At 62.3% G+C, this 16,499-nt stretch carries 16 protein-coding genes, 1 tRNA gene and 1 pseudogene; 8 read left to right on the top strand and 10 right to left on the bottom strand.

Annotated elements, in window-relative coordinates; translation table 11 throughout:
- Window positions 1-20 precede the first annotated feature (20 nt).
- Window positions 21-257, top strand: coding sequence for a hypothetical protein (locus tag AUC68_RS14975; RefSeq protein ID WP_069438382.1), 237 nt, complete (start codon window positions 21-23; stop codon window positions 255-257).
- 133 nt (window positions 258-390) lie between these two features.
- On the opposite strand, the gene AUC68_RS14970 is transcribed toward AUC68_RS14975, so the two are convergent.
- Window positions 391-639 carry a hypothetical protein gene (locus AUC68_RS14970; protein ID WP_069438381.1) on the bottom strand — a complete coding sequence of 83 codons (249 nt, stop codon included), beginning with the start codon at window positions 637-639 and terminating at the stop codon, window positions 391-393.
- A gap of 129 nt (window positions 640-768) precedes the next feature.
- Window positions 769-845 (bottom strand) — tRNA-Ile (locus AUC68_RS14965).
- A gap of 174 nt (window positions 846-1,019) precedes the next feature.
- Here AUC68_RS14965 and AUC68_RS17990 point away from each other — a divergent pair.
- The 4 genes and pseudogenes from AUC68_RS17990 to AUC68_RS17980 all read left to right on the top strand — a co-directional run bounded on the left by AUC68_RS17990 (window position 1,020) and on the right by AUC68_RS17980 (window position 3,980).
- Window positions 1,020-1,238 (top strand): hypothetical protein, encoded by a 219-nt coding sequence (locus AUC68_RS17990; protein WP_244500557.1) that lies wholly within the window; start codon window positions 1,020-1,022, stop codon window positions 1,236-1,238.
- Complete coding sequence (locus AUC68_RS14960) at window positions 1,235-1,732, top strand: SIMPL domain-containing protein (RefSeq protein WP_244500556.1); 498 nt, start codon at window positions 1,235-1,237, stop codon at window positions 1,730-1,732. Before AUC68_RS17990 ends, AUC68_RS14960 begins: the two co-directional genes overlap by 4 nt.
- A 101-nt stretch (window positions 1,733-1,833) precedes the next feature.
- Window positions 1,834-2,904 (top strand): annotated as a pseudogene (locus tag AUC68_RS17985) (protein-L-isoaspartate(D-aspartate) O-methyltransferase); the annotation flags it as partial.
- Window positions 2,904-3,980, top strand: a complete 1,077-nt coding sequence (locus AUC68_RS17980) for an erythromycin esterase family protein (protein WP_244500555.1) — start codon at window positions 2,904-2,906, stop codon at window positions 3,978-3,980. The pseudogene AUC68_RS17985 and the gene AUC68_RS17980, both read left to right, overlap by 1 nt.
- Here the strand turns inward: AUC68_RS17980 and panD are convergent.
- The gene (panD, locus tag AUC68_RS14950; protein WP_069438380.1) at window positions 3,923-4,279 is read right to left on the bottom strand and encodes an aspartate 1-decarboxylase; all 357 of its coding nucleotides are present in this window, start codon (window positions 4,277-4,279) and stop codon (window positions 3,923-3,925) included. The two genes, AUC68_RS17980 and panD, sit on opposite strands and share 58 nt — an antisense overlap.
- A 163-nt stretch (window positions 4,280-4,442) precedes the next feature.
- Complete coding sequence (locus AUC68_RS14945; protein ID WP_069438379.1) at window positions 4,443-5,738, bottom strand: adenylate/guanylate cyclase domain-containing protein; 1,296 nt, start codon at window positions 5,736-5,738, stop codon at window positions 4,443-4,445.
- A gap of 378 nt (window positions 5,739-6,116) precedes the next feature.
- Here AUC68_RS14945 and AUC68_RS14940 point away from each other — a divergent pair, with 378 nt between their 5' ends.
- Entirely contained in the window at window positions 6,117-6,743 is a 627-nt protein-coding gene (locus AUC68_RS14940) for a GNAT family N-acetyltransferase (RefSeq protein ID WP_069438378.1), read from the top strand.
- Window positions 6,744-6,953: 210 nt separating this feature from the next.
- Here AUC68_RS14940 and AUC68_RS14935 read toward each other — a convergent pair whose 3' ends face one another.
- Together AUC68_RS14935 and AUC68_RS17975 are read right to left on the bottom strand one after the other, a co-directional pair.
- Window positions 6,954-7,508: a zinc metallopeptidase gene (locus AUC68_RS14935; RefSeq protein WP_244500566.1), complete on the bottom strand. Its 555-nt coding sequence runs from the start codon at window positions 7,506-7,508 to the stop codon at window positions 6,954-6,956.
- A complete protein-coding gene (locus AUC68_RS17975) occupies window positions 7,478-7,654 on the bottom strand; it encodes a hypothetical protein (RefSeq protein ID WP_244500554.1) in 177 nt (58 codons plus the stop codon). The genes AUC68_RS14935 and AUC68_RS17975 overlap by 31 nt, the downstream gene beginning before the upstream one ends.
- 744 nt (window positions 7,655-8,398) lie before the next feature.
- On the opposite strand from AUC68_RS17975, the gene AUC68_RS14930 reads away from it, so the two are divergent.
- Window positions 8,399-9,346 (top strand): thymidylate synthase, encoded by a 948-nt coding sequence (locus tag AUC68_RS14930; protein ID WP_069438377.1) that lies wholly within the window; start codon window positions 8,399-8,401, stop codon window positions 9,344-9,346.
- Window positions 9,336-10,262 carry an alpha-glutamyl/putrescinyl thymine pyrophosphorylase clade 3 protein gene (locus tag AUC68_RS14925; protein ID WP_141701315.1) on the top strand — a complete coding sequence of 309 codons (927 nt, stop codon included), beginning with the start codon at window positions 9,336-9,338 and terminating at the stop codon, window positions 10,260-10,262. Before AUC68_RS14930 ends, AUC68_RS14925 begins: the two co-directional genes overlap by 11 nt.
- Here AUC68_RS14925 and AUC68_RS16205 read toward each other — a convergent pair.
- The 4 genes from AUC68_RS16205 to dnaG all read right to left on the bottom strand — a co-directional run bounded on the left by AUC68_RS16205 (window position 10,243) and on the right by dnaG (window position 16,395).
- The gene (locus tag AUC68_RS16205; RefSeq protein ID WP_083240797.1) at window positions 10,243-11,361 is read right to left on the bottom strand and encodes an ImmA/IrrE family metallo-endopeptidase; all 1,119 of its coding nucleotides are present in this window, start codon (window positions 11,359-11,361) and stop codon (window positions 10,243-10,245) included. The two genes, AUC68_RS14925 and AUC68_RS16205, sit on opposite strands and share 20 nt — an antisense overlap.
- Window positions 11,354-11,680 carry a hypothetical protein gene (locus AUC68_RS14915; RefSeq protein ID WP_069438374.1) on the bottom strand — a complete coding sequence of 109 codons (327 nt, stop codon included), beginning with the start codon at window positions 11,678-11,680 and terminating at the stop codon, window positions 11,354-11,356. Before AUC68_RS14915 ends, AUC68_RS16205 begins: the two co-directional genes overlap by 8 nt.
- Before the next feature lie 305 nt (window positions 11,681-11,985).
- The gene (gene rpoD, locus AUC68_RS14910; RefSeq protein ID WP_069438373.1) at window positions 11,986-14,001 is read right to left on the bottom strand and encodes an RNA polymerase sigma factor RpoD; all 2,016 of its coding nucleotides are present in this window, start codon (window positions 13,999-14,001) and stop codon (window positions 11,986-11,988) included.
- 465 nt (window positions 14,002-14,466) lie between these two features.
- Window positions 14,467-16,395: a DNA primase gene (gene dnaG, locus AUC68_RS14905; protein ID WP_069438372.1), complete on the bottom strand. Its 1,929-nt coding sequence runs from the start codon at window positions 16,393-16,395 to the stop codon at window positions 14,467-14,469.
- Between the last annotated feature and the right edge of the window lie 104 nt (window positions 16,396-16,499).

Genomic DNA, 16,499 nt, shown 5'->3' with positions numbered 1-16,499 from the left:
CACTGAAAGGAAGCGCCGCGATGACCAACGACCCCAATATCACAGAAGCGCGTCTCGAAACCGCAAGGGACGCCATGTCTGACCTGGACGACGCGGTGGCCGCGCTTGACGATGCGTGGTTCGGAACAGGTCTTGCCGACCGGATCGATGGCACGGCAGGAACTGGGGCGGTGAGCTACCTTCTCAGGCGCGTCGTGGCTGAAACCGAAAAACTCCACATCGCCCTCTATCCGAACGAGACGAAAAGGGCGGCCTGAGCGAGCGCGGAGCGTTGCGGCCCGCTCGATCCATCACCACATAAGTCGGGCTTGGGTTTAGCATGGCGGGGCCGTCGTTTTGTTTCTTGGTACTGTGCGGCGACGGCTCCGCACCCCGCCTCCTAGATCGATCTCATCTCGTCACGACCCGCGCGCGCTGTTCCTGCAGCGCCTGGACCAGCGCGGAATAGAAATCCCTCATAGCGATGACCTTGTGGTCCGGCCCGATGTAGCCCTGGATCAGTCCGTGCGCCACGGCCCTCGCCTCAGCCTCTGAGGCGTCTTCCATATCGCAGTGCTCGCGGATCATGCCGTCGATCCGCTCCGCGAGCCGTTCGACCTCTTCTGATCCTGTTCCGGTCCGTGTCGTGCCCCTCGTCATGACGGCATCCCTCCCCTGATCTGATCCGGCACGTCGCTGAACCGTGGGTCAAATCTGAACCTTGTTGCCCCGGCGCTGCCCCGGCCCGACGCGCCCCGATCCCGGATTCTCCTAACACATTGAAATCGTTGGTGGGCCCGGCTGGACTCGAACCAGCAACCAGACGGTTATGAGCCGCCGGCTCTAACCAATTGAGCTACGGGCCCCCAATGCGCAAAGGACGGATGATAGTCCAGACGACACCATCCGGAGCGAACACGTCGCCGTCGATGGAAGCCTCGCCTTTTAGAGGTTTCTGCTGCAACTCACAATTCCGCCTCATAACAGATTCCTTATGGGCCCCAAATTCGAGGACCAACCCGAAGAACCTGGAGACCCCAATGCCCCGCGCCGCCGCTCTTCGCATCGCCCTGCCTGCGCTCGCCATCCTCGCCGCATCCCTGCCCCTGTCCGCGACGGCCGAACCCGCCAAACGGACGATCTCGCTCGCCGCGTCCGGCACTGTGAGGGCCGCGCCGGACATCGTCAGCATTACGACGGGCGTGACCTCCGAGGCCAAACCGCCCAAGCAGCGCTCTCGAAGAACACGCAGGCAATGACCGAGGTCGTCGGCACGCTGAAGGAAGCGGGGATCGAGCCGAAAGACATTCAGACGACGAACTTCGCCGTGTCGCCTGTCTACGAGCAGAAGAAGGATGGGCAGGCCGCCTTCATCACGGGGTACCGGGTCAGCAATCAGGTCCACATCACCGTGCGCGACACCAAGAAGCTCGGGGACGTCTTGGACAAGGTGGTGCAGGCCGGCGCGAACCAGGTCGGCTCGATCGGCTTCGACATCGCGGAGCCCGAGAAGCTCAAGGACGAGGCCCGGAAGCTCGCCATGCGCAACGCCAGCGACAATGCCAGGCTCTACGCCGACGCGGCCGGCGTGGAACTCGGCCCGGTTGTGACCATTACCGAGGAGGACGGCATGACCCCGCGTCCCTACAAGGCCCGGGCTGCGACCATGATGGCCGAATCCAGCCCGGTCCCGGTCGAGGGCGGAACGTTGTCCGTGGAAGCCAAAATCCGGGTCACGTGGGAACTGAGATAGGGCTCGCCCGGACCGGTCCCCCTCTTCTGGCAAGGCCGACGCCGACGCTCTCTGATCCGAATCAAAGCTGAGCCCCGCAGGATCGTGTACTGTATTTTTCTATGACATCCGCTCTTGGAAGATCGCCGGGCGAGGAAGACATTCACGCCCATGATCGCGCCTTGATGGTCACCCGCCATCTCGAGGCGCGGGGAATCGTTGATGCCCACGTGCTCGGGGCGATGGCGAAGGTGCCGCGCGAAGTCTTCGTATCGGAGCCGCTGTTGGAGTTCGCCTACGAGGACGCACCGCTGCCCATCGCGGCCGGGCAAACCATTTCCCAGCCCTATATCGTCGCCCGGATGATCGAGCTGGCCGAGGTCCGTCCCGGAGACACCGTGCTCGAGGTGGGGGCCGGCTCAGGTTACGCCGCGGCCGTAATGAGCCGCATCGCCTCTTCCGTCTACGCGATCGAGCGCCATGAGGAGCTCGCCAACCTTGCACGGGAACGAGAGGTGAGGCTCGGCTACGACAATGTGGAGATCATTTGCGGCGACGGCACCAAGGGATGGCCCGAGGCAGCGCCCTTCGACGCCATTATCGTGTCGGCCGGCGGCCCGAAGGTTCCGGAGGCCCTGAAACGGCAGCTCGCGATTGGCGGACGGCTCGTCATTCCCGTGGGCCAAGACGTGCAGCAGCGCTTGGTGCGCGTGCGCCGAACGGGCGAGGACACATTCGAGGAAGAGGACCATGGCGGCGTGGCCTTCGTGCCGCTCATCGGAGAAGAAGGCTGGAGCGCCCCCGAGCAGCCGAAGGCGGAAACCAATATCGACGCCGAGGCGTCGGGCTTTGCCAATGGGCTGCAAATCCCTTCAGCACGCGCCGACGATCTGCGTACGAGCCTGAGCCACGTGATGGCCAGCGCCGCCGAGCCGTTTGGCGACCTCACGGAGCTCACCGCGCTCGCGGAGCGCTTCGCCCATCACAGGGTCGTGCTCCTTGGCGAGGCGACCCACGGCACCGCCGAGTTCTACGACGCGCGCGCGCGGATCACGGAGATGCTCGTTGCGCGGCACGGCTTCAACATCGTTGCCGTCGAGGCGGACTGGCCGGATGCATCGGTCTACGACGCCTTCGTCAGGGGTCTTCCCCGGCCCGAAGTTCCGTCCGGCGCGTTTACGCGCTTCCCTGCGTGGATGTGGCGGAACGGGCAGGTCAACGATTTCCTCCGGCGGCTGAAAGCCGTCAACGAGACCATCGCCGACCCCGACCGGCGCGCGGCTTCTATGGGCTCGATGTGTATAGCCTCGCGACATCGATCAGCGCGGTGCTCAACTATCTGGACGACATCGATCCTCAAACGGCGCGCATCGCCCGCGAGCGCTATGGCTGCCTTGCGCCGTTCCGGTCGGACCCGGCGCGCTATGGCCGGATGGCTCTTTCGCAGGGCTATGCCCAATGCGAGAAGCCCGTGGCCGACGCGCTGATTGACCTCTTGAAGAAGCGTCTCGGCTACCTCTCCCGCGACGGCAGCGCCTTCTTCAACGCCGAGCAAAACGCCCGTATCGTGGTGGCCGCCGAGCAATATTATCGCATGATGTATTACGGCAGCGCGCGCTCATGGAATTTGCGCGACCAGCACATGTTCGAAACGCTGGGGCGCGTGCTCGAGCATCGCGGCCCCGACTCGAAGGCCGTGGTCTGGGCGCACAATTCCCATATCGGCGATGCGGAGTTCACCGAAATGGGTCAGGTTCGCGGCGAATTGAACATCGGCCAGTTGGCCCGCGCGCGCTTCGGCGAGGACTGCGCGCTGATCGGTTTCGGCACGGATCGGGGCACGGTTGCGGCAGCGTCCAATTGGGACGAGCCCATGGAGATCAAACGTGTGCGGACGGCCCGCGCGGACTCCTACGAGGGTCGCGCACGTGATGCAGGGATCGATGCGTTCTTTCTCGAAACGGGTCCGGGCCAGAAGGCGAGCGTTCGCGAGGCGCTGGCCGAACCGATGTTGGAGCGCGCCATCGGGGTCATCTACGGCCGGAGACGGAGTTGCTCTCGCATTATTTCCAGGCCGAACTCTCCAAGCAGTTCGACGCGTGGATTTGGTTCACGGAGACCGAGGCCGTCGCCGCGCGGCCACAAGCCCATCCGCATGGGCCTGACGAGACGTATCCATTTGGATTGTAGGCGCTTAGCGCCGACGCGGCCTCAAGACTTCGAGACGATCTCGTTGCCCTCGCCCAGCAACACCACGCTCGGGTGGTAGTTGCGCGCCTCTTCGGCCGGGATCTGGCAGTACGCGACGATGATGACCTTGTCGCCTTTCTGCACAAGGCGGGCCGCGGCGCCATTGACGGCGATTTCGGACGAGCCGCGCGGGGCCTCGATGGCGTAGGTGGTGAAGCGCGCGCCGGTGTTGATGTTCAGCACGTCCACCTGCTCATGGGGCAGGATGCCGGACGCATCTAGCAGGTCCCGATCGATCCCGATCGAGCCTTCGTAATGCATATCGGCACCGGTCACCGTGGCGCGGTGCAGCTTGGCCTTCAACATGGTCAGGAACACGTGTTCGCCCCAAGATTCCTATACGAATCCCAAGCAGGCCCAACTCGGGGCCTCTCTCTTGCCTGTGGATATAGAGCAAGTGCCGAAGTGTTGCAACGCAACATCCGCGCGAATCTGCGATTTTCTACCCGCAGTCTGGCGTATGGGGCTCAAAATCTCCGCGCTACGCGCCATTGGCGGGCGCGATTCCGGCATTATGCCGCAGCGCCCAAAGCCGCTTCGCTGCCGGAATGCCCCGCAAATCGTGCAGGCCCATGTCGTTGAGCCGCAGGCCTGCCTCGGGGCGCGTGCGGCGCACCACCTGGTCCGTCGCCACGATGGGCTGGCCCAGGAGTTTCGACATGTCCTGGGTCCGGGCGACCTCGTTCACGGCTCGGCCGATGACGCCGAATTTCAGACGCTCGGGCGTGCCCGCATTGCCGAACACCACATCGCCGAAATGAACGCCGACGCCGAAATTGATCTCCGCGGCGCATTTGCAGGACCTCGCCTTGGCCGCGGCCAACCGCTCTTGCGCCTTGAGCGCCGCGCGCAACGCGGCCGTGGCGGCCGCCTCTTCGCCGGCCGTATCCGCCGGAAAGAAAGCCAGGATCGCATCGCCCACGATATCGAGGACTTGGCCGCCCTCCTCGATCACGGCGCCGGCCGCGCAGTCGAAATAGACGTTCAGCAGTTCGAGGAAGCCCTCCACGGAGAGCTGATCGGCCAGCCCCGTCGAGTTCCGCAGATCGCTGTACCACAGCGCGGCGGCGAGCCGTTCACCATCGCCACGCTTGATCGTGCCGGACAGGATGCGTTCGCCCACGAGCGGCCCGTGAAACGCGTTGAGCGTGTTCCGGGCGATCTGATCCTTGATCATAACCCGCAGCGCCAAGGACAGCGGCGCCAGGATCTGCTGCATGATCGAGATGTCCCGCGCGGAGAACCCGGACGGCGACTTGGTCGACCAGGACAGCGCGAGCCCGTCATTGGTGCCGACTTCAATGGGCTTGTTCCCGAAGGACACCACGCGGGCGAAATAGCCGGTGAAGCCCTCTCCGCGCAGGCGCTGCAGCAGCGGAAACTTATCGACCATCGCGTCCCGGTCGAGCCGCAGCGGCAGTTGCTCCACCTGCTCCTTCATCATCCAGTAGAACGGGCTCAGCGTGAAATCCGGATTGTCCTCGTTCAGCGCCTGGAAATATTCGACCTCCACGCCGTGCTCGTCCGTCCAGGCGATGGTCATGCCGTCGAAGAGCGGATGGAGAATGCGAAAGCCCACCATCATCCGCGCCAAGGGCACGCCCGCCGCCACAAGCCGGCCCATCACCTGCTCGATGAGATCGCCCACGGGCCGGTCCGTCAGACCCGACGCGATGATCGCATCGGCGATCTGACCGGACACGCACGCATCGGTGTCCAGCGCCCCCGCCACAGGCTGCGCGCCATCTGCGGTATCCTGAATCAAGACATCGCTCATGAGGCGGACCTTATCATGCATCCAAGTGTCTGCATCGGGGCGGCGCGTCACATTTTCGTTCGCCCTACCGCCTAGCGGCTGCTTGAGGGCATGATCGTTCGCCCTACCGCGCTTCGCGCTGCTTGAGGGCAGGATCTTTCGCCCTACCGCCTAGCGGCTGCTTGAGGGCGTAAGACCCTGAAGGCATGAGGCAATACGCCGCTTCCCGCGCCGCAAAAACTTCACCATCCGGCCATGGCTTTTGCTCAAGCTATGCCTATCTCTCATAGCAACAGCCGAGCGAATCGGCGGCACAACGCAAGGGAACGGCGCCAAGGTCGGCCAGAGGGCCTCTGTTAAGAGGCTTTCACGAGAACCAACAGACCAGAGCGTAAATCCATGGGCCAAGCCCACCAGACCAGCCAAGCCATTCAGGCGCGCCACGCGGCTCAAATCGCCCCGCACGCCGGGATCGACCCTGCGCGGCCGTTCTCCCCGTTGCGGGACCGGCTCATCCGCCGCAAGGTGACCATCGCCGGTAAGGACGGCCATCCCCATCTCGCCCGGCCCATCAACGAGACGGACGCCGGCGCGCTCATGCGCTGCTACGACGCCATGACGGACCGGGGCCGGTGGTTCCGCGTGCTCCATCACCTGCCGCACCTCTCCGAAGACATGGCGCGCGACTTCTGCATGCCCGACCCCGAGCGCGACCTGTGCATCGTGCTGGAAGGCGACGGGCCGCTCGAAGGCGAGATCCTGGGCGGCGCGCGCATCACCGGCAGCCGGGACGGCAGAACCGCCGAATACTCCGTGACGCTCCGCCCGGAGGCGGAAGGGCTCGGCCTTGCCCACCAGGCGCTGGAGCTCGTCTTCGCCGCGGCACGCGAGATGGGCTACACCCATATCTGGGGCACGATCCATTCTGAGAACGGGCCCATGCTCCAGCTTGCCCACAGCCTCGACCTCGACATCCACCGCGACCCAAACGACGCCGCGCTGATGGTCTCCGAAAGCGATCTCTGATTTTGCGCTACCGGCCTTCCTTGTTTGCGCTACCGGCCTAGCGGCCTACTTGAGCGCGTGATTGTTTGCGCTACCGGCCTTCCTTGTTCGCCCTACTGCCTAGCGGCTGCTTGAGGGCTTGATCGTTTGCCCTACCGCCTAGCGGCTGCTTGAGGGCTTGATTGTTTGCGCTACCGCGCTTCGCGCTACTTGAGCGCGGGTTTATCTGCCCTAACGCACCGCGGGCGCCCCCCGGCCGCGGGCCAGCATCATGAACACGTAGAACAGCCAGACGCCGACCGCCGAGACAGCCGCGGCCACATAGGTCCAGGCCGCCGCGTCCAGCACCTTGTCGACGCCGCCGATCTGGTCGGGGCCGATGATGCCGTGGCTGACGAGAAGCGCCTTCGCCCGGGCGCTGGCATCGAACTCGACCGGCAGGGTCAGCAGCGCGAAGAGGAAGGAGGAGCCGAACAGCATCACGCCGGCCCAGGTCAGCGCGCTCGAATTCAGCATCAGCCCCGCGACGAAGGCCCAAGGCGCGATCTGCGAGGCGAGCTGCACCACGGGCACGATGTAGGTGCGCGCCTCCATGGGGAAATAATCCTCCGCATCCTGAAGCGCGTGGCCCGTCTCGTGGGCGGCGATGCCGGCGGCGGCGACGGACGGCGTGTAATACACCTGCTGGCTGAGGCGCAGCACCTTGGCGCGCGGATCGTAATGATCGGAGAGCACGCCGTCGGTGCTCTCGACCTTCACGTCCTGCAGGCCTTGCGCGTCGAGCAGGCGCCGGGCGACATCCGCGCCCGTGACGCGCGCGGTGTCGGCGCTTGCCCGTATTTGGCGACATTCGCCTTGATACGGCCTTGTGCATAGAGCCCCAGCAGCACGCCCGGGGCGACCAGCAGCCAGAACAGCGGATCTTCGAACATCGCCTTCGCTTCCTTCGAGAGCAAAGGATGCGCTGGGGCGCCCGGCTTGTCCAGATTGGCGGGATGAGGAGTCTCTTTTGTGCGCTATCGCCTAGCGGCTGCTTGAGCGCGGGTGCGGGGTATGACAGCGGAGTAGACATGCAAAAGCGTCCCGGCGCGTGAATGCACCCGGCCTCCGAACAAGTCTCTCTACGTCTCAAAACTCAAGCCCGCGAAGCGGGACTTGCGGGGCGCTGGTCGGCCGCCGTCCGTTTGTTTTTTGTGGGCAGCCTTCCGGCGCCCCGCATGGCGTATCGAAGTCGCTTCGCGACATGCATCGCACGTCGCAAAGCGGCCCCTCGACGCCGCAGCGATGTTTTAGAGCCCCCATCCGCTCTGCTTACCGCCGGTGGCACAGGCGCACGCAAACCGCATGCGCCTCACCCGATGGCCCACGCGTTACAGCGCAGGCGGGCGGAGCGGGGACCCCCGAGGCTGGTCCGTTAGCCGCGGCGCGGGTGTCCGGGGCAGGCCTCCACGGAGACATCAACACCCTTCCGTTCCGCGCCACCTCGGGCGCTGCGTCCCCCGCCCCGAGAGCAGACGGTCTGCAGCTCGCGTCCTCACGAACGAGGGATGGGACGGAGTGTACGGCAGGTTTTGGGGAGGGGGGATAAGTTCTAGCGGCGACAGCCTCCAGACTAGGAATACTCAGCATGAAGAGGTAGTACTCACCAACCTATGGTAGAATCACTCTGAGCCCCTATGCTTATTCACGCAGAAACACTGGATGATGCTCTCTTGGCGCTCTATCCAAAATTGTTGGACGTCACGTCCAAAGTCGTCTCATCTCGTGGCGACAACGTCGAGCTTGTGGGTGTACTAATCGAGATTGAGCAACCACGGGCTCGGTTGAGTCGCTCGGAGACGCGAGGAAGACTGTTTAGCTCACTTGGCGAGTTACTCTGGTACCTAACCGGCAAAAACGAGCTTCAGTTTATCAAACCCTATATCGATCGCTATCAAGACGAGAGCGAAGACGGACTCACGGTATATGGGGGATATGGCCCACGCCTGTTCGCTCAACGCGGAAACAATCAGATCAACAACGTATTGGACTTGCTACGACAGCGCCCGAGTCGCAGGGCGATGATTCAGATCTTCAATGCCGAGGATATTGCCGAGCTTCACCAGGAAATACCCTGTACAGCCACGCTCCAATTCCTTCTTAGAGACGATGGCCTCCATCTAATTGTGAGCATGCGCTCCAACGACGCCTATCTCGGCCTACCGCATGACGTGTTCTGCTTCACTATGCTCCAAGAGATTTGCGCTAGGAGCCTGAATTGTGAAATGGGGACCTATCGTCATTTCGTAGGGAGCATGCATTTGTACGATGAGCACCGCACACACGCCAAGGAGCTGATTAGCGAGGGGTTTCAGGCCCGCAAGAGGATGCCTGAGATGCCAATTGGCGATCCATGGCCTTCGATAATGGTCGTGTTAGACGGAGAGCAGCGCGCGCGACAGCAAGAAAAGTTTGACGCTGGCAACCTCGGCGTTGACGCTTATTGGGCCGACATTGTCAGACTGCTCCAAGTGTTCTTCCAATCCAACGTAGACACGATGCGAGCGCTCCGAGAAAACATGTCTTTCAAAGGCTACCGTCCATACATTACCGCACTCATAGACAGACGTCGCGATGGCGAATGACATGTGGCCAAAACGAGCGGCACGCCAGGCAATGATCGAAGATGGACTGGCCCTTTTTTCGCAGAAGGAGACTCGGCTAAAGGGCATAGAAGACGTGCGCGCTCGAAAGACGCTAGCGATGCAGATGATCGCAAGCCTACGACGACTTGAGTACACGGCCATCCTTAAAGGTAGGGATATTCATCCGGATCGAGCCGATCCCAGCGATCCGCTCTTTGATCCAGAGCGAGCAGCTATCTTTCACGCGCGCGGGGACGATGTCGACGAGGCGATCTGGCTCGTCTTCCTATCAATCCACCTTGGACAACATCGTGAGCACGGGTGGAAAAGACTTCGCGATGTGTATTCTGGACTCGGAACTGGCACTTGGACTTGGCAACGGGCTAGTGTTGATCCTGATGCTTTCCGGAAGTGGCTAGAAAAGAACCACAGCCGAATCGGTGGCGCGTTCGGAAATCACCGGAAATACGAGACCCTCAATCCAGCCTCTAAGAGTAGTACGGCAAACGTAATTCAGAGCTTCGTCGATCTGGTGTCGCCATCACCTTCAGGCTACTTCAGCGCACTAGCACGTGCCGTTGGAAATGACCCAAAGACAATTTTTGACGTCGCCTACAGGACGCTTCAAATCAAACGGTTCGGCCGATTGGCCAAGTTCGATTTCTTATGCCTGCTGGGGCGCTTAGACCTCGCACCACTTGAGCCAGGGTCGGCGTATTTGCGAGGCGCTACTGGACCCCTGAAAGGCGCAAGATTGCTGGTGGACAGGAATCGTTCGTCAACGACGCCCAGCGACGATCTAGAGGCCATCTTGCAGCGGCTTGATTCCGTGCTCTCAGTCGGCATGCAGGTGATGGAGGACGCGCTCTGCAACTGGCAGAAGAGCCCACAAAGGTTCAAGCATTTCCGCGGCTAGATACAGCCGATTCTATATCGGCCCAATTATAACGCCGCTTTAGATAGTTCATCTGCTTCCGCTTGATAAGGCCATGATGCTGCATCTGGCCCACGACTATCCCTGGCGAAACACCTATAGAATACGCAAACTTAACTATGCTCTCACGCTGCGGCTTCAGATCAAGCAGTTCGTCACGTCGATCAAACGGCACCAGCACCTGCTCTGAAAACTCATTCGCTTCCTTCTCCTTTTTGTTCGTGAAACCCTCCTCACCATCAATAAAAGTTAGTTCGGAGCTATGCAGAAGCAGATGAGCGATTTCATGAAAAACCGTGAACCAAAAATGATCATCGGACAAATGTCGGAAACTCAAAATGATCATCGCCTTGGTGGGGGAAATAAATTGCGTAGCTCCACTAGCGACGCAGCCAGACGGCGCACGAACAAACACCACCGCGACACCAGCCTCAGAGCAAAGCCGCTGTAGGCGAGGCAAAAAGTAACTGAGATTCTTCGTTTTGCATAAGGTTCGAATCTGCGGCACTGACGCCCGTAGAGTAGCTTCGTTCCAGGGTTTGCAGCGAACTTGTTCGGCTTCTATCTCGCCTTGCCGCAACCATGCTGAGAGCGGCCCAGCCTTAGACTGAAACGTGGGCGACGTCCGAAAATGCGTTTGCTTTAGAAACTTCGCGTAGCGGTCTTCCCATTCATTCGGGTCTGTAACTCCAAAATAGGCGAGGTAAGCTCGAGCGAGTTCATCCCTGTTCCGCGAGTGCTTGATCCATCCGTTCTTGGCTATTTCGCTATGAGGAAATCGCCTGACCCATTCCGTTTTCGTCTCTCGCGGAACGGTATCAGCAACTCGTGAAAGGGCCTCTTGATACTTGCGCTCGCGCGTTTCCCAAAATTTGGGCGTACCACCGACGTGCTTCGAGAGTCGCTTTGCGAGATTGTGATCAATGCTCACTGCACCTGAGATAACGCCCTGGACTACTGCATTCGTACAGCCAAGCTGTTGTGCGAGTTCCTCAGCAGTAAGTTCCCGCTGTTCCATCAAGGTCAGCAATGTGTCGCCGGGCTTTGAGAACCAGTTCGGTTGAAAAGTGGCGTCATCCATCGATCTTTCGCACCTCCAAAATCTTCACCCGGTTTGTCTTTGACCAATCTGTCGCGTCTTTGGAAGCAATGTCTTTGGGGTGTGCGGAGCCGATGCGAATTCGATGATTCGATTGAAGCACTAATTCCTTCTCCTTCGGCCCGGCGTCGACAACTGAAGCACCCAACAAGTCCGCCAATTCGTCGACGGTATCAACCGCAACGATATCCGCTAAGCGTTCTTCAAGTTCGCGCGCAGCCTCGTAGCCCAGCTTGTCAGAGGCCGCTTCCCGCTTCTCGCAAAGGTCTCGAATTTCCGCGGTAAGAAAGGTGATCTCCAATAAGAGGGCCTCGAGGCAGTCTTTCCCTTGGTTAGGCTTACCCCTGATTCGATGATTTGCGCAACCCTTGCGGGTGCCCTACCATTCTTCCCCTCAACTCCCCGAGTTGGCGGCGCTCTCCGCTGCCAAGCGCGCGATGCCCGTGTCGACGGCTTTGAGTGTGACGTGGACGGGACTGTCATGCCCGCGAAGGCGGGCATCCAGTAACCACCGCCCATCGCGGACATAGATAACACGCGTTACTGGATCGCCCGGTCAAGCCGGGCGATGACAAACTAGGGAACGAACTGGGGAGCGACCCGCGCCTAGTTATCCAAGAAGCTGCGCAGCTTCCGCGAGCGGCTCGGGTGCTTCAGCTTGCGCAGGGCCTTGGCTTCGATCTGGCGGATGCGTTCGCGGGTCACGCTGAACTGCTGGCCAACCTCTTCGAGCGTGTGGTCGGTGTTCATGCCGATGCCGAAACGCATGCGCAGCACGCGCTCTTCGCGCGGCGTGAGGGACGCCAGCACGCGCGTGGTGGTCTCGCGCAGGTTCGACTGGATCGCCGCGTCGATGGGGAGCACGGCGTTCTTGTCCTCGATGAAGTCGCCGAGATAGGAGTCTTCCTCGTCGCCGATGGGCGTCTCGAGGCTGATCGGCTCCTTGGCGATCTTCAGCACTTTGCGCACCTTCTCGAGCGGCATGGCGAGCTTCTCGGCCAGCTCCTCCGGCGTCGGCTCGCGGCCGATCTCATGCAGCATCTGGCGCGAGGTGCGCACGATCTTGTTGATGGTCTCGATCATATGCACGGGGATGCGGATGGTGCGTGCCTGGTCGGCGATCGAGCGGGTGATCGCCTGACGGATCCACCAGGTGGCATAGGTCGAGAACTTGTAGCCGCGGCGGTATTCGAACTTATCGACCGCTTTCATGAGTCCGATATTGCCTTCCTGGATGAGGTCCAGGAACTGCAGGCCGCGGTTGGTGTATTTCTTGGCGATGGAGATCACGAGGCGCAAATTGGCCTCCACCATCTCCTTCTTGGCCTGGCGCGCTTCGCGCTCGCCCTTCTGCACGATGGAAACGATGCGGCGGAACTCGGCGATCTGCAGGCCGGTCTCCGTGGCGAGCTGGTGAATCTCGGAGCGGAGCTCCTTCACGAGCCCGCGCTCGTCGTGGATGAAATCGGCCCAGCCCTTCTTCTTCAGGCGGCCCACGCGGCGCAGCCAGTTGGGGTCGAGCTCGTTGCCCTGATATTCGCCGAGGAAGTCCTCGCGCTTCACGCCATAGCCTTCGGCGAGGCGGAGCAGCCGGCCCTCATAGCCCATGAGCTTCTTGTTGATGAGGTAAAGCGTCTCCACCAGGGTCTCGATGCGGTTGGCATTGAGCTGGAGGGATTTCACCTCGGCGACGATCTCGTCCTTGAGCTGCTTGTAGCGGCGCTCCTGGCTGGTGGAGAGGCTGTCGTTCTTCAGCGCCTTCTCGACCTGCTGGTCCTGGAGCTTGCGGAGCTTCTTGTAGTTGTTGGCGACGAGGTCGAAGGTCTCGAGAACCTGCGGCTTCAGCTCGGCCTCCATGGCGGCGAGCGAAAGCGAGTTCTCCATATCGTCGTCGTCGTCCTCCTCGGCCTCGCCCTCGCCGGACTCCTCGTCTTCCTCCTCGTCCTTGCCGTCGGCCTTGGCCTCCGCCTTGCCGTTGGGCTTGCCCTCTTCGGCTTCCGGCTCTTCGCCGGGCAGGGGCTGCGAGGGCACCTGCTTGGCGTCGGGGCCCTGATAGGTGGCTTCGAGATCGATGATGTCGCGGAGCAGAATCTTGCCCTCGTTCAGCTCGTCGCGCCAAATGATGATGGCCTGGAAGGTGAGCGGGCTTTCGCACAGCCCCGCGATCATGGCCTCGCGGCCGGCCTCGATGCGCTTGGCGATGGCGATTTCGCCTTCGCGGGACAGGAGTTCCACCGAACCCATCTCGCGCAGATACATGCGGACCGGATCGTCCGTGCGCTCTGCGGGCTCGCGGGCCGCGGTCTCGGGCTTGGCCACGGCGGACTGCGCCACGACGGCCTTGCCGCCCTCGCCGTCCGCGTTCTCGCCTTCCTCGGCCTCTTCTGAATCGATCACATTGATGCCCATATCGGAGAGCATGGACATGGTGTCCTCGATCTGCTCGGACGAGACCTCCTCGGAGGGCAGCACTTCGTTCAACTCGTCATAGGTGACGAAGCCGCGCTGCTTCGCCGTCTTGATCAGTTTCTTGACGGCGGCATCGGACATGTCGAGGACCGGTCCGTCCTGGGACTGGGTCTCGGTCTCTTGTTCTTCGGCTTGGGCGGTCTTGGTGGCCATGCATGTCACTCCGGGGCGCGCGCGAAAATAAGGGCGCCAATATGTCGACGGGAAGCGCGCGATGCGCCTCGGCTCTCGTCTGCTTCAGCCGTGCCTGTCTAAAAGGCCTGTCTTAGGGCTAAAGCCTCTTCGGTTGTCTCTGGTTCCGCCTAACCCTCCAGACGGACCAGAAGCGATTAACGGGCACATCCTTAATCGTCAATTAAGCATGGGCCACAGCCGAGCGGCGCTTTCCGCCCGGAAACTTTCAACCCCGGGGATTTTCCCGATTTTTGCCCGGGAATCCGGGAATTTCTCAAAGACGCAGGCACGGCGGAAAAAACGCACGTTCGCAAGCAACCGACATCTGAGTTATCAGGATGACTTGGCGAGCGGGGCGCCCCCTGTCAAGGGCGCAAACAGCGCACCCGGCTGGTTTTTTCGTGGTTCTGAGGTGTCTGGCGGAAGGCCGCTCCGGAAAGCGCCTCACCCCCGGCTCTCGCGGCGGCGGCCCTTGGACAGCGGCGATTTTTTCAGGCGCGCGAGCGTGTCCTCGAAGCGCTGCTTGGCATCGCGCATGGCCGCATCGTCCGTGTCCTGCTTGAGCCCCACGCTCGCCACCTCCTGCTGCAGCACGGCGAAGCGCTCGAACTCGGCCTCGGACATGTCCGCAAGGCTTTCCGCGTTCTCGGCGATCTCGCGCGTGAGCGTGGGCAGCGCCCGCCAGCGATACAGGATCTCGGTGAACTGATCCTCCACCTCCTCGCGCGGGGCCTCGGGCTTCAGGAAGGCCATCCGCGAATAGGCACTTTCCCAGAACAGCCTGTCGAGCAGCGGCCCGTGCGGACCGTCGCGCAAAGTCGTGATTAACGTCTCGCGGGTGATCGACGGTTCATCGAAAATCGCCCGCGAGCCCGCGGCGAGCAGCGCAGCCAGCTTCCTGTCGGGCACCTCGACGCTGGCGATCTCCTCGGCGAAGCGGTCGAGCAGCCAGGGATGGTTCACGAGCGCGAGCGTCACGATGGTGCCGAACCCATAGGCGGTCGGCGGCGGCAGCGCTTCGCGGCGGGGCGGCGTCGTTCCGTTCCGTTTGCCGGACCGGTTGCCCTTGGTCCCGGACCAGTCCCCTTTGCGCTCGCGCGGCTGGGGACGCCAGAGCTCGAACAGCCGGTTCTTGATGTCGCGGCGGTAGTGCTCGCGCACGCGGGTGTTCTCGATCTCGGTCAACAGCGCCTCGAGCCGGGCCTCGAACGCCGCGCGGCGCTCGGGCGTGTCGATGGCCCCGGCCCGCATCTCGCGCCGCCAGACCATGTCGATCAACGGCATGGCGTTCTTGAGATAGGCCGAAAAGGCCGACGGGCCAGCGCTGCGGACGAGATCGTCCGGGTCCTGGCCCTGAGGCAGAAAGGAGAAGCGGAAGGAATGGCCCTCGCGCAGCACGGGCAGCATGCGGTCCACGGCGCGTGCCGCCGCGGCCTCGCCTGCCCGGTCGCCGTCGAAGCAAATCACGGGCTCGGGCGCGAGTTGCCAGAGCTGCTCCATCTGGCGCGCGGTGAAGGCGGTCCCGAGCGTGGCGACTGCGTTCTTGAACCCCGCCTGATGGAGCGCGATCACGTCCATATAGCCTTCCGTGACGATCAGTTCGCCCTTGTCGAAGGCGGAGGCCCGCGCGCGGGCGAAGTTGAACACCATCGAGCCCTTGTCGAAGAGTCGCGTCTCGGGCGAGTTCAGATATTTCGGCTGCGCGTCGGGGGAGAGCGCGCGGGCGCCGAAGGCGATGACCCGCGACTTCGCATCGAGGATGGGGATCGTCAGCCGGTTGCGGAAGCGGTCATAAGTCGGCCGCCCGTCGTCCGGCTTGATGATGAGGCCTGCGTCCAGAAGCTGCGGCTCGGTGAAGCCCTTCTTCAGGAGCGCGGTCTTGAGCGCGTCGCGGCCGCCCGGGGCATAGCCGATGCGGAATTCCGCGATGGTCTCGCGGCTCAGCCCCCGCCCTTCCGCATAGCCAAGCGCTTCGCGCCCCGCGCCCGAGCGCAAGGCCTCCTCGAACAGTTTGGCGGCGGCCTCGAGCGCGTCCATGAGCCCGAGCCGTTCCTTCACCGTCCGCTCGTATTGAGGATCGGGCGCCGGCATGGGCACGCCCGCCTCGCCCGCCAGCCGCTCGACGGCTTCGGGGAAGCTCAAGCCCTCGGTTTCCATGACGAAGCGGAAGATGTCGCCATGCCGCCCTGAGGAGAAGCAATGATAAAAGCCCTTCTGATCGTTCACGGTGAAGGACGGGGTCTTCTCCTTGTTGAAGGGAGACAAGCCCTTCCATTCGCGCCCCGCCCGCTTGAGCTGCACGCGGCGCGACACGACCTGGCTCACGGGGAGCCGGGCACGGACCTCATCCAAGAACGAATCGGAGAACTTCATTTCCGTGACAGTGGGGCTTCAGGCGCGCCAAGGCGCGGCGCGATTCGCAGTCTTCACCACTATCCACTGTTTGGAACGAAAGGGGAACCAAAACAGCCCGCCGG

The sequence above is a fragment of the Methyloceanibacter methanicus genome, from assembly GCF_001723285.1.
GTDB lineage: Bacteria > Pseudomonadota > Alphaproteobacteria > Rhizobiales > Methyloligellaceae > Methyloceanibacter > Methyloceanibacter methanicus.
Note: the sequence above shows the minus strand (reverse complement) of the source record. Positions and strands in the feature narration are given on the sequence as shown.

Coding starts and splice junctions, on each gene's coding strand:
- AUC68_RS14975 (WP_069438382.1), top strand. CDS start 21: ATGACCAACGACCCCAATATCACAGAAGCGCGTCTCGAAACCGCAAGG.
- AUC68_RS14970 (WP_069438381.1), bottom strand. CDS start 639: ATGACGAGGGGCACGACACGGACCGGAACAGGATCAGAAGAGGTCGAA.
- AUC68_RS17990 (WP_244500557.1), top strand. CDS start 1,020: ATGCCCCGCGCCGCCGCTCTTCGCATCGCCCTGCCTGCGCTCGCCATC.
- AUC68_RS14960 (WP_244500556.1), top strand. CDS start 1,235: ATGACCGAGGTCGTCGGCACGCTGAAGGAAGCGGGGATCGAGCCGAAA.
- AUC68_RS14945 (WP_069438379.1), bottom strand. CDS start 5,738: ATGAGCGATGTCTTGATTCAGGATACCGCAGATGGCGCGCAGCCTGTG.
- AUC68_RS14940 (WP_069438378.1), top strand. CDS start 6,117: ATGGGCCAAGCCCACCAGACCAGCCAAGCCATTCAGGCGCGCCACGCG.
- AUC68_RS17975 (WP_244500554.1), bottom strand. CDS start 7,654: ATGTTCGAAGATCCGCTGTTCTGGCTGCTGGTCGCCCCGGGCGTGCTG.
- AUC68_RS14930 (WP_069438377.1), top strand. CDS start 8,399: ATGCTTATTCACGCAGAAACACTGGATGATGCTCTCTTGGCGCTCTAT.
- AUC68_RS14925 (WP_141701315.1), top strand. CDS start 9,336: ATGGCGAATGACATGTGGCCAAAACGAGCGGCACGCCAGGCAATGATC.
- AUC68_RS16205 (WP_083240797.1), bottom strand. CDS start 11,361: ATGGATGACGCCACTTTTCAACCGAACTGGTTCTCAAAGCCCGGCGAC.
- rpoD (WP_069438373.1), bottom strand. CDS start 14,001: ATGGCCACCAAGACCGCCCAAGCCGAAGAACAAGAGACCGAGACCCAG.
- dnaG (WP_069438372.1), bottom strand. CDS start 16,395: ATGAAGTTCTCCGATTCGTTCTTGGATGAGGTCCGTGCCCGGCTCCCC.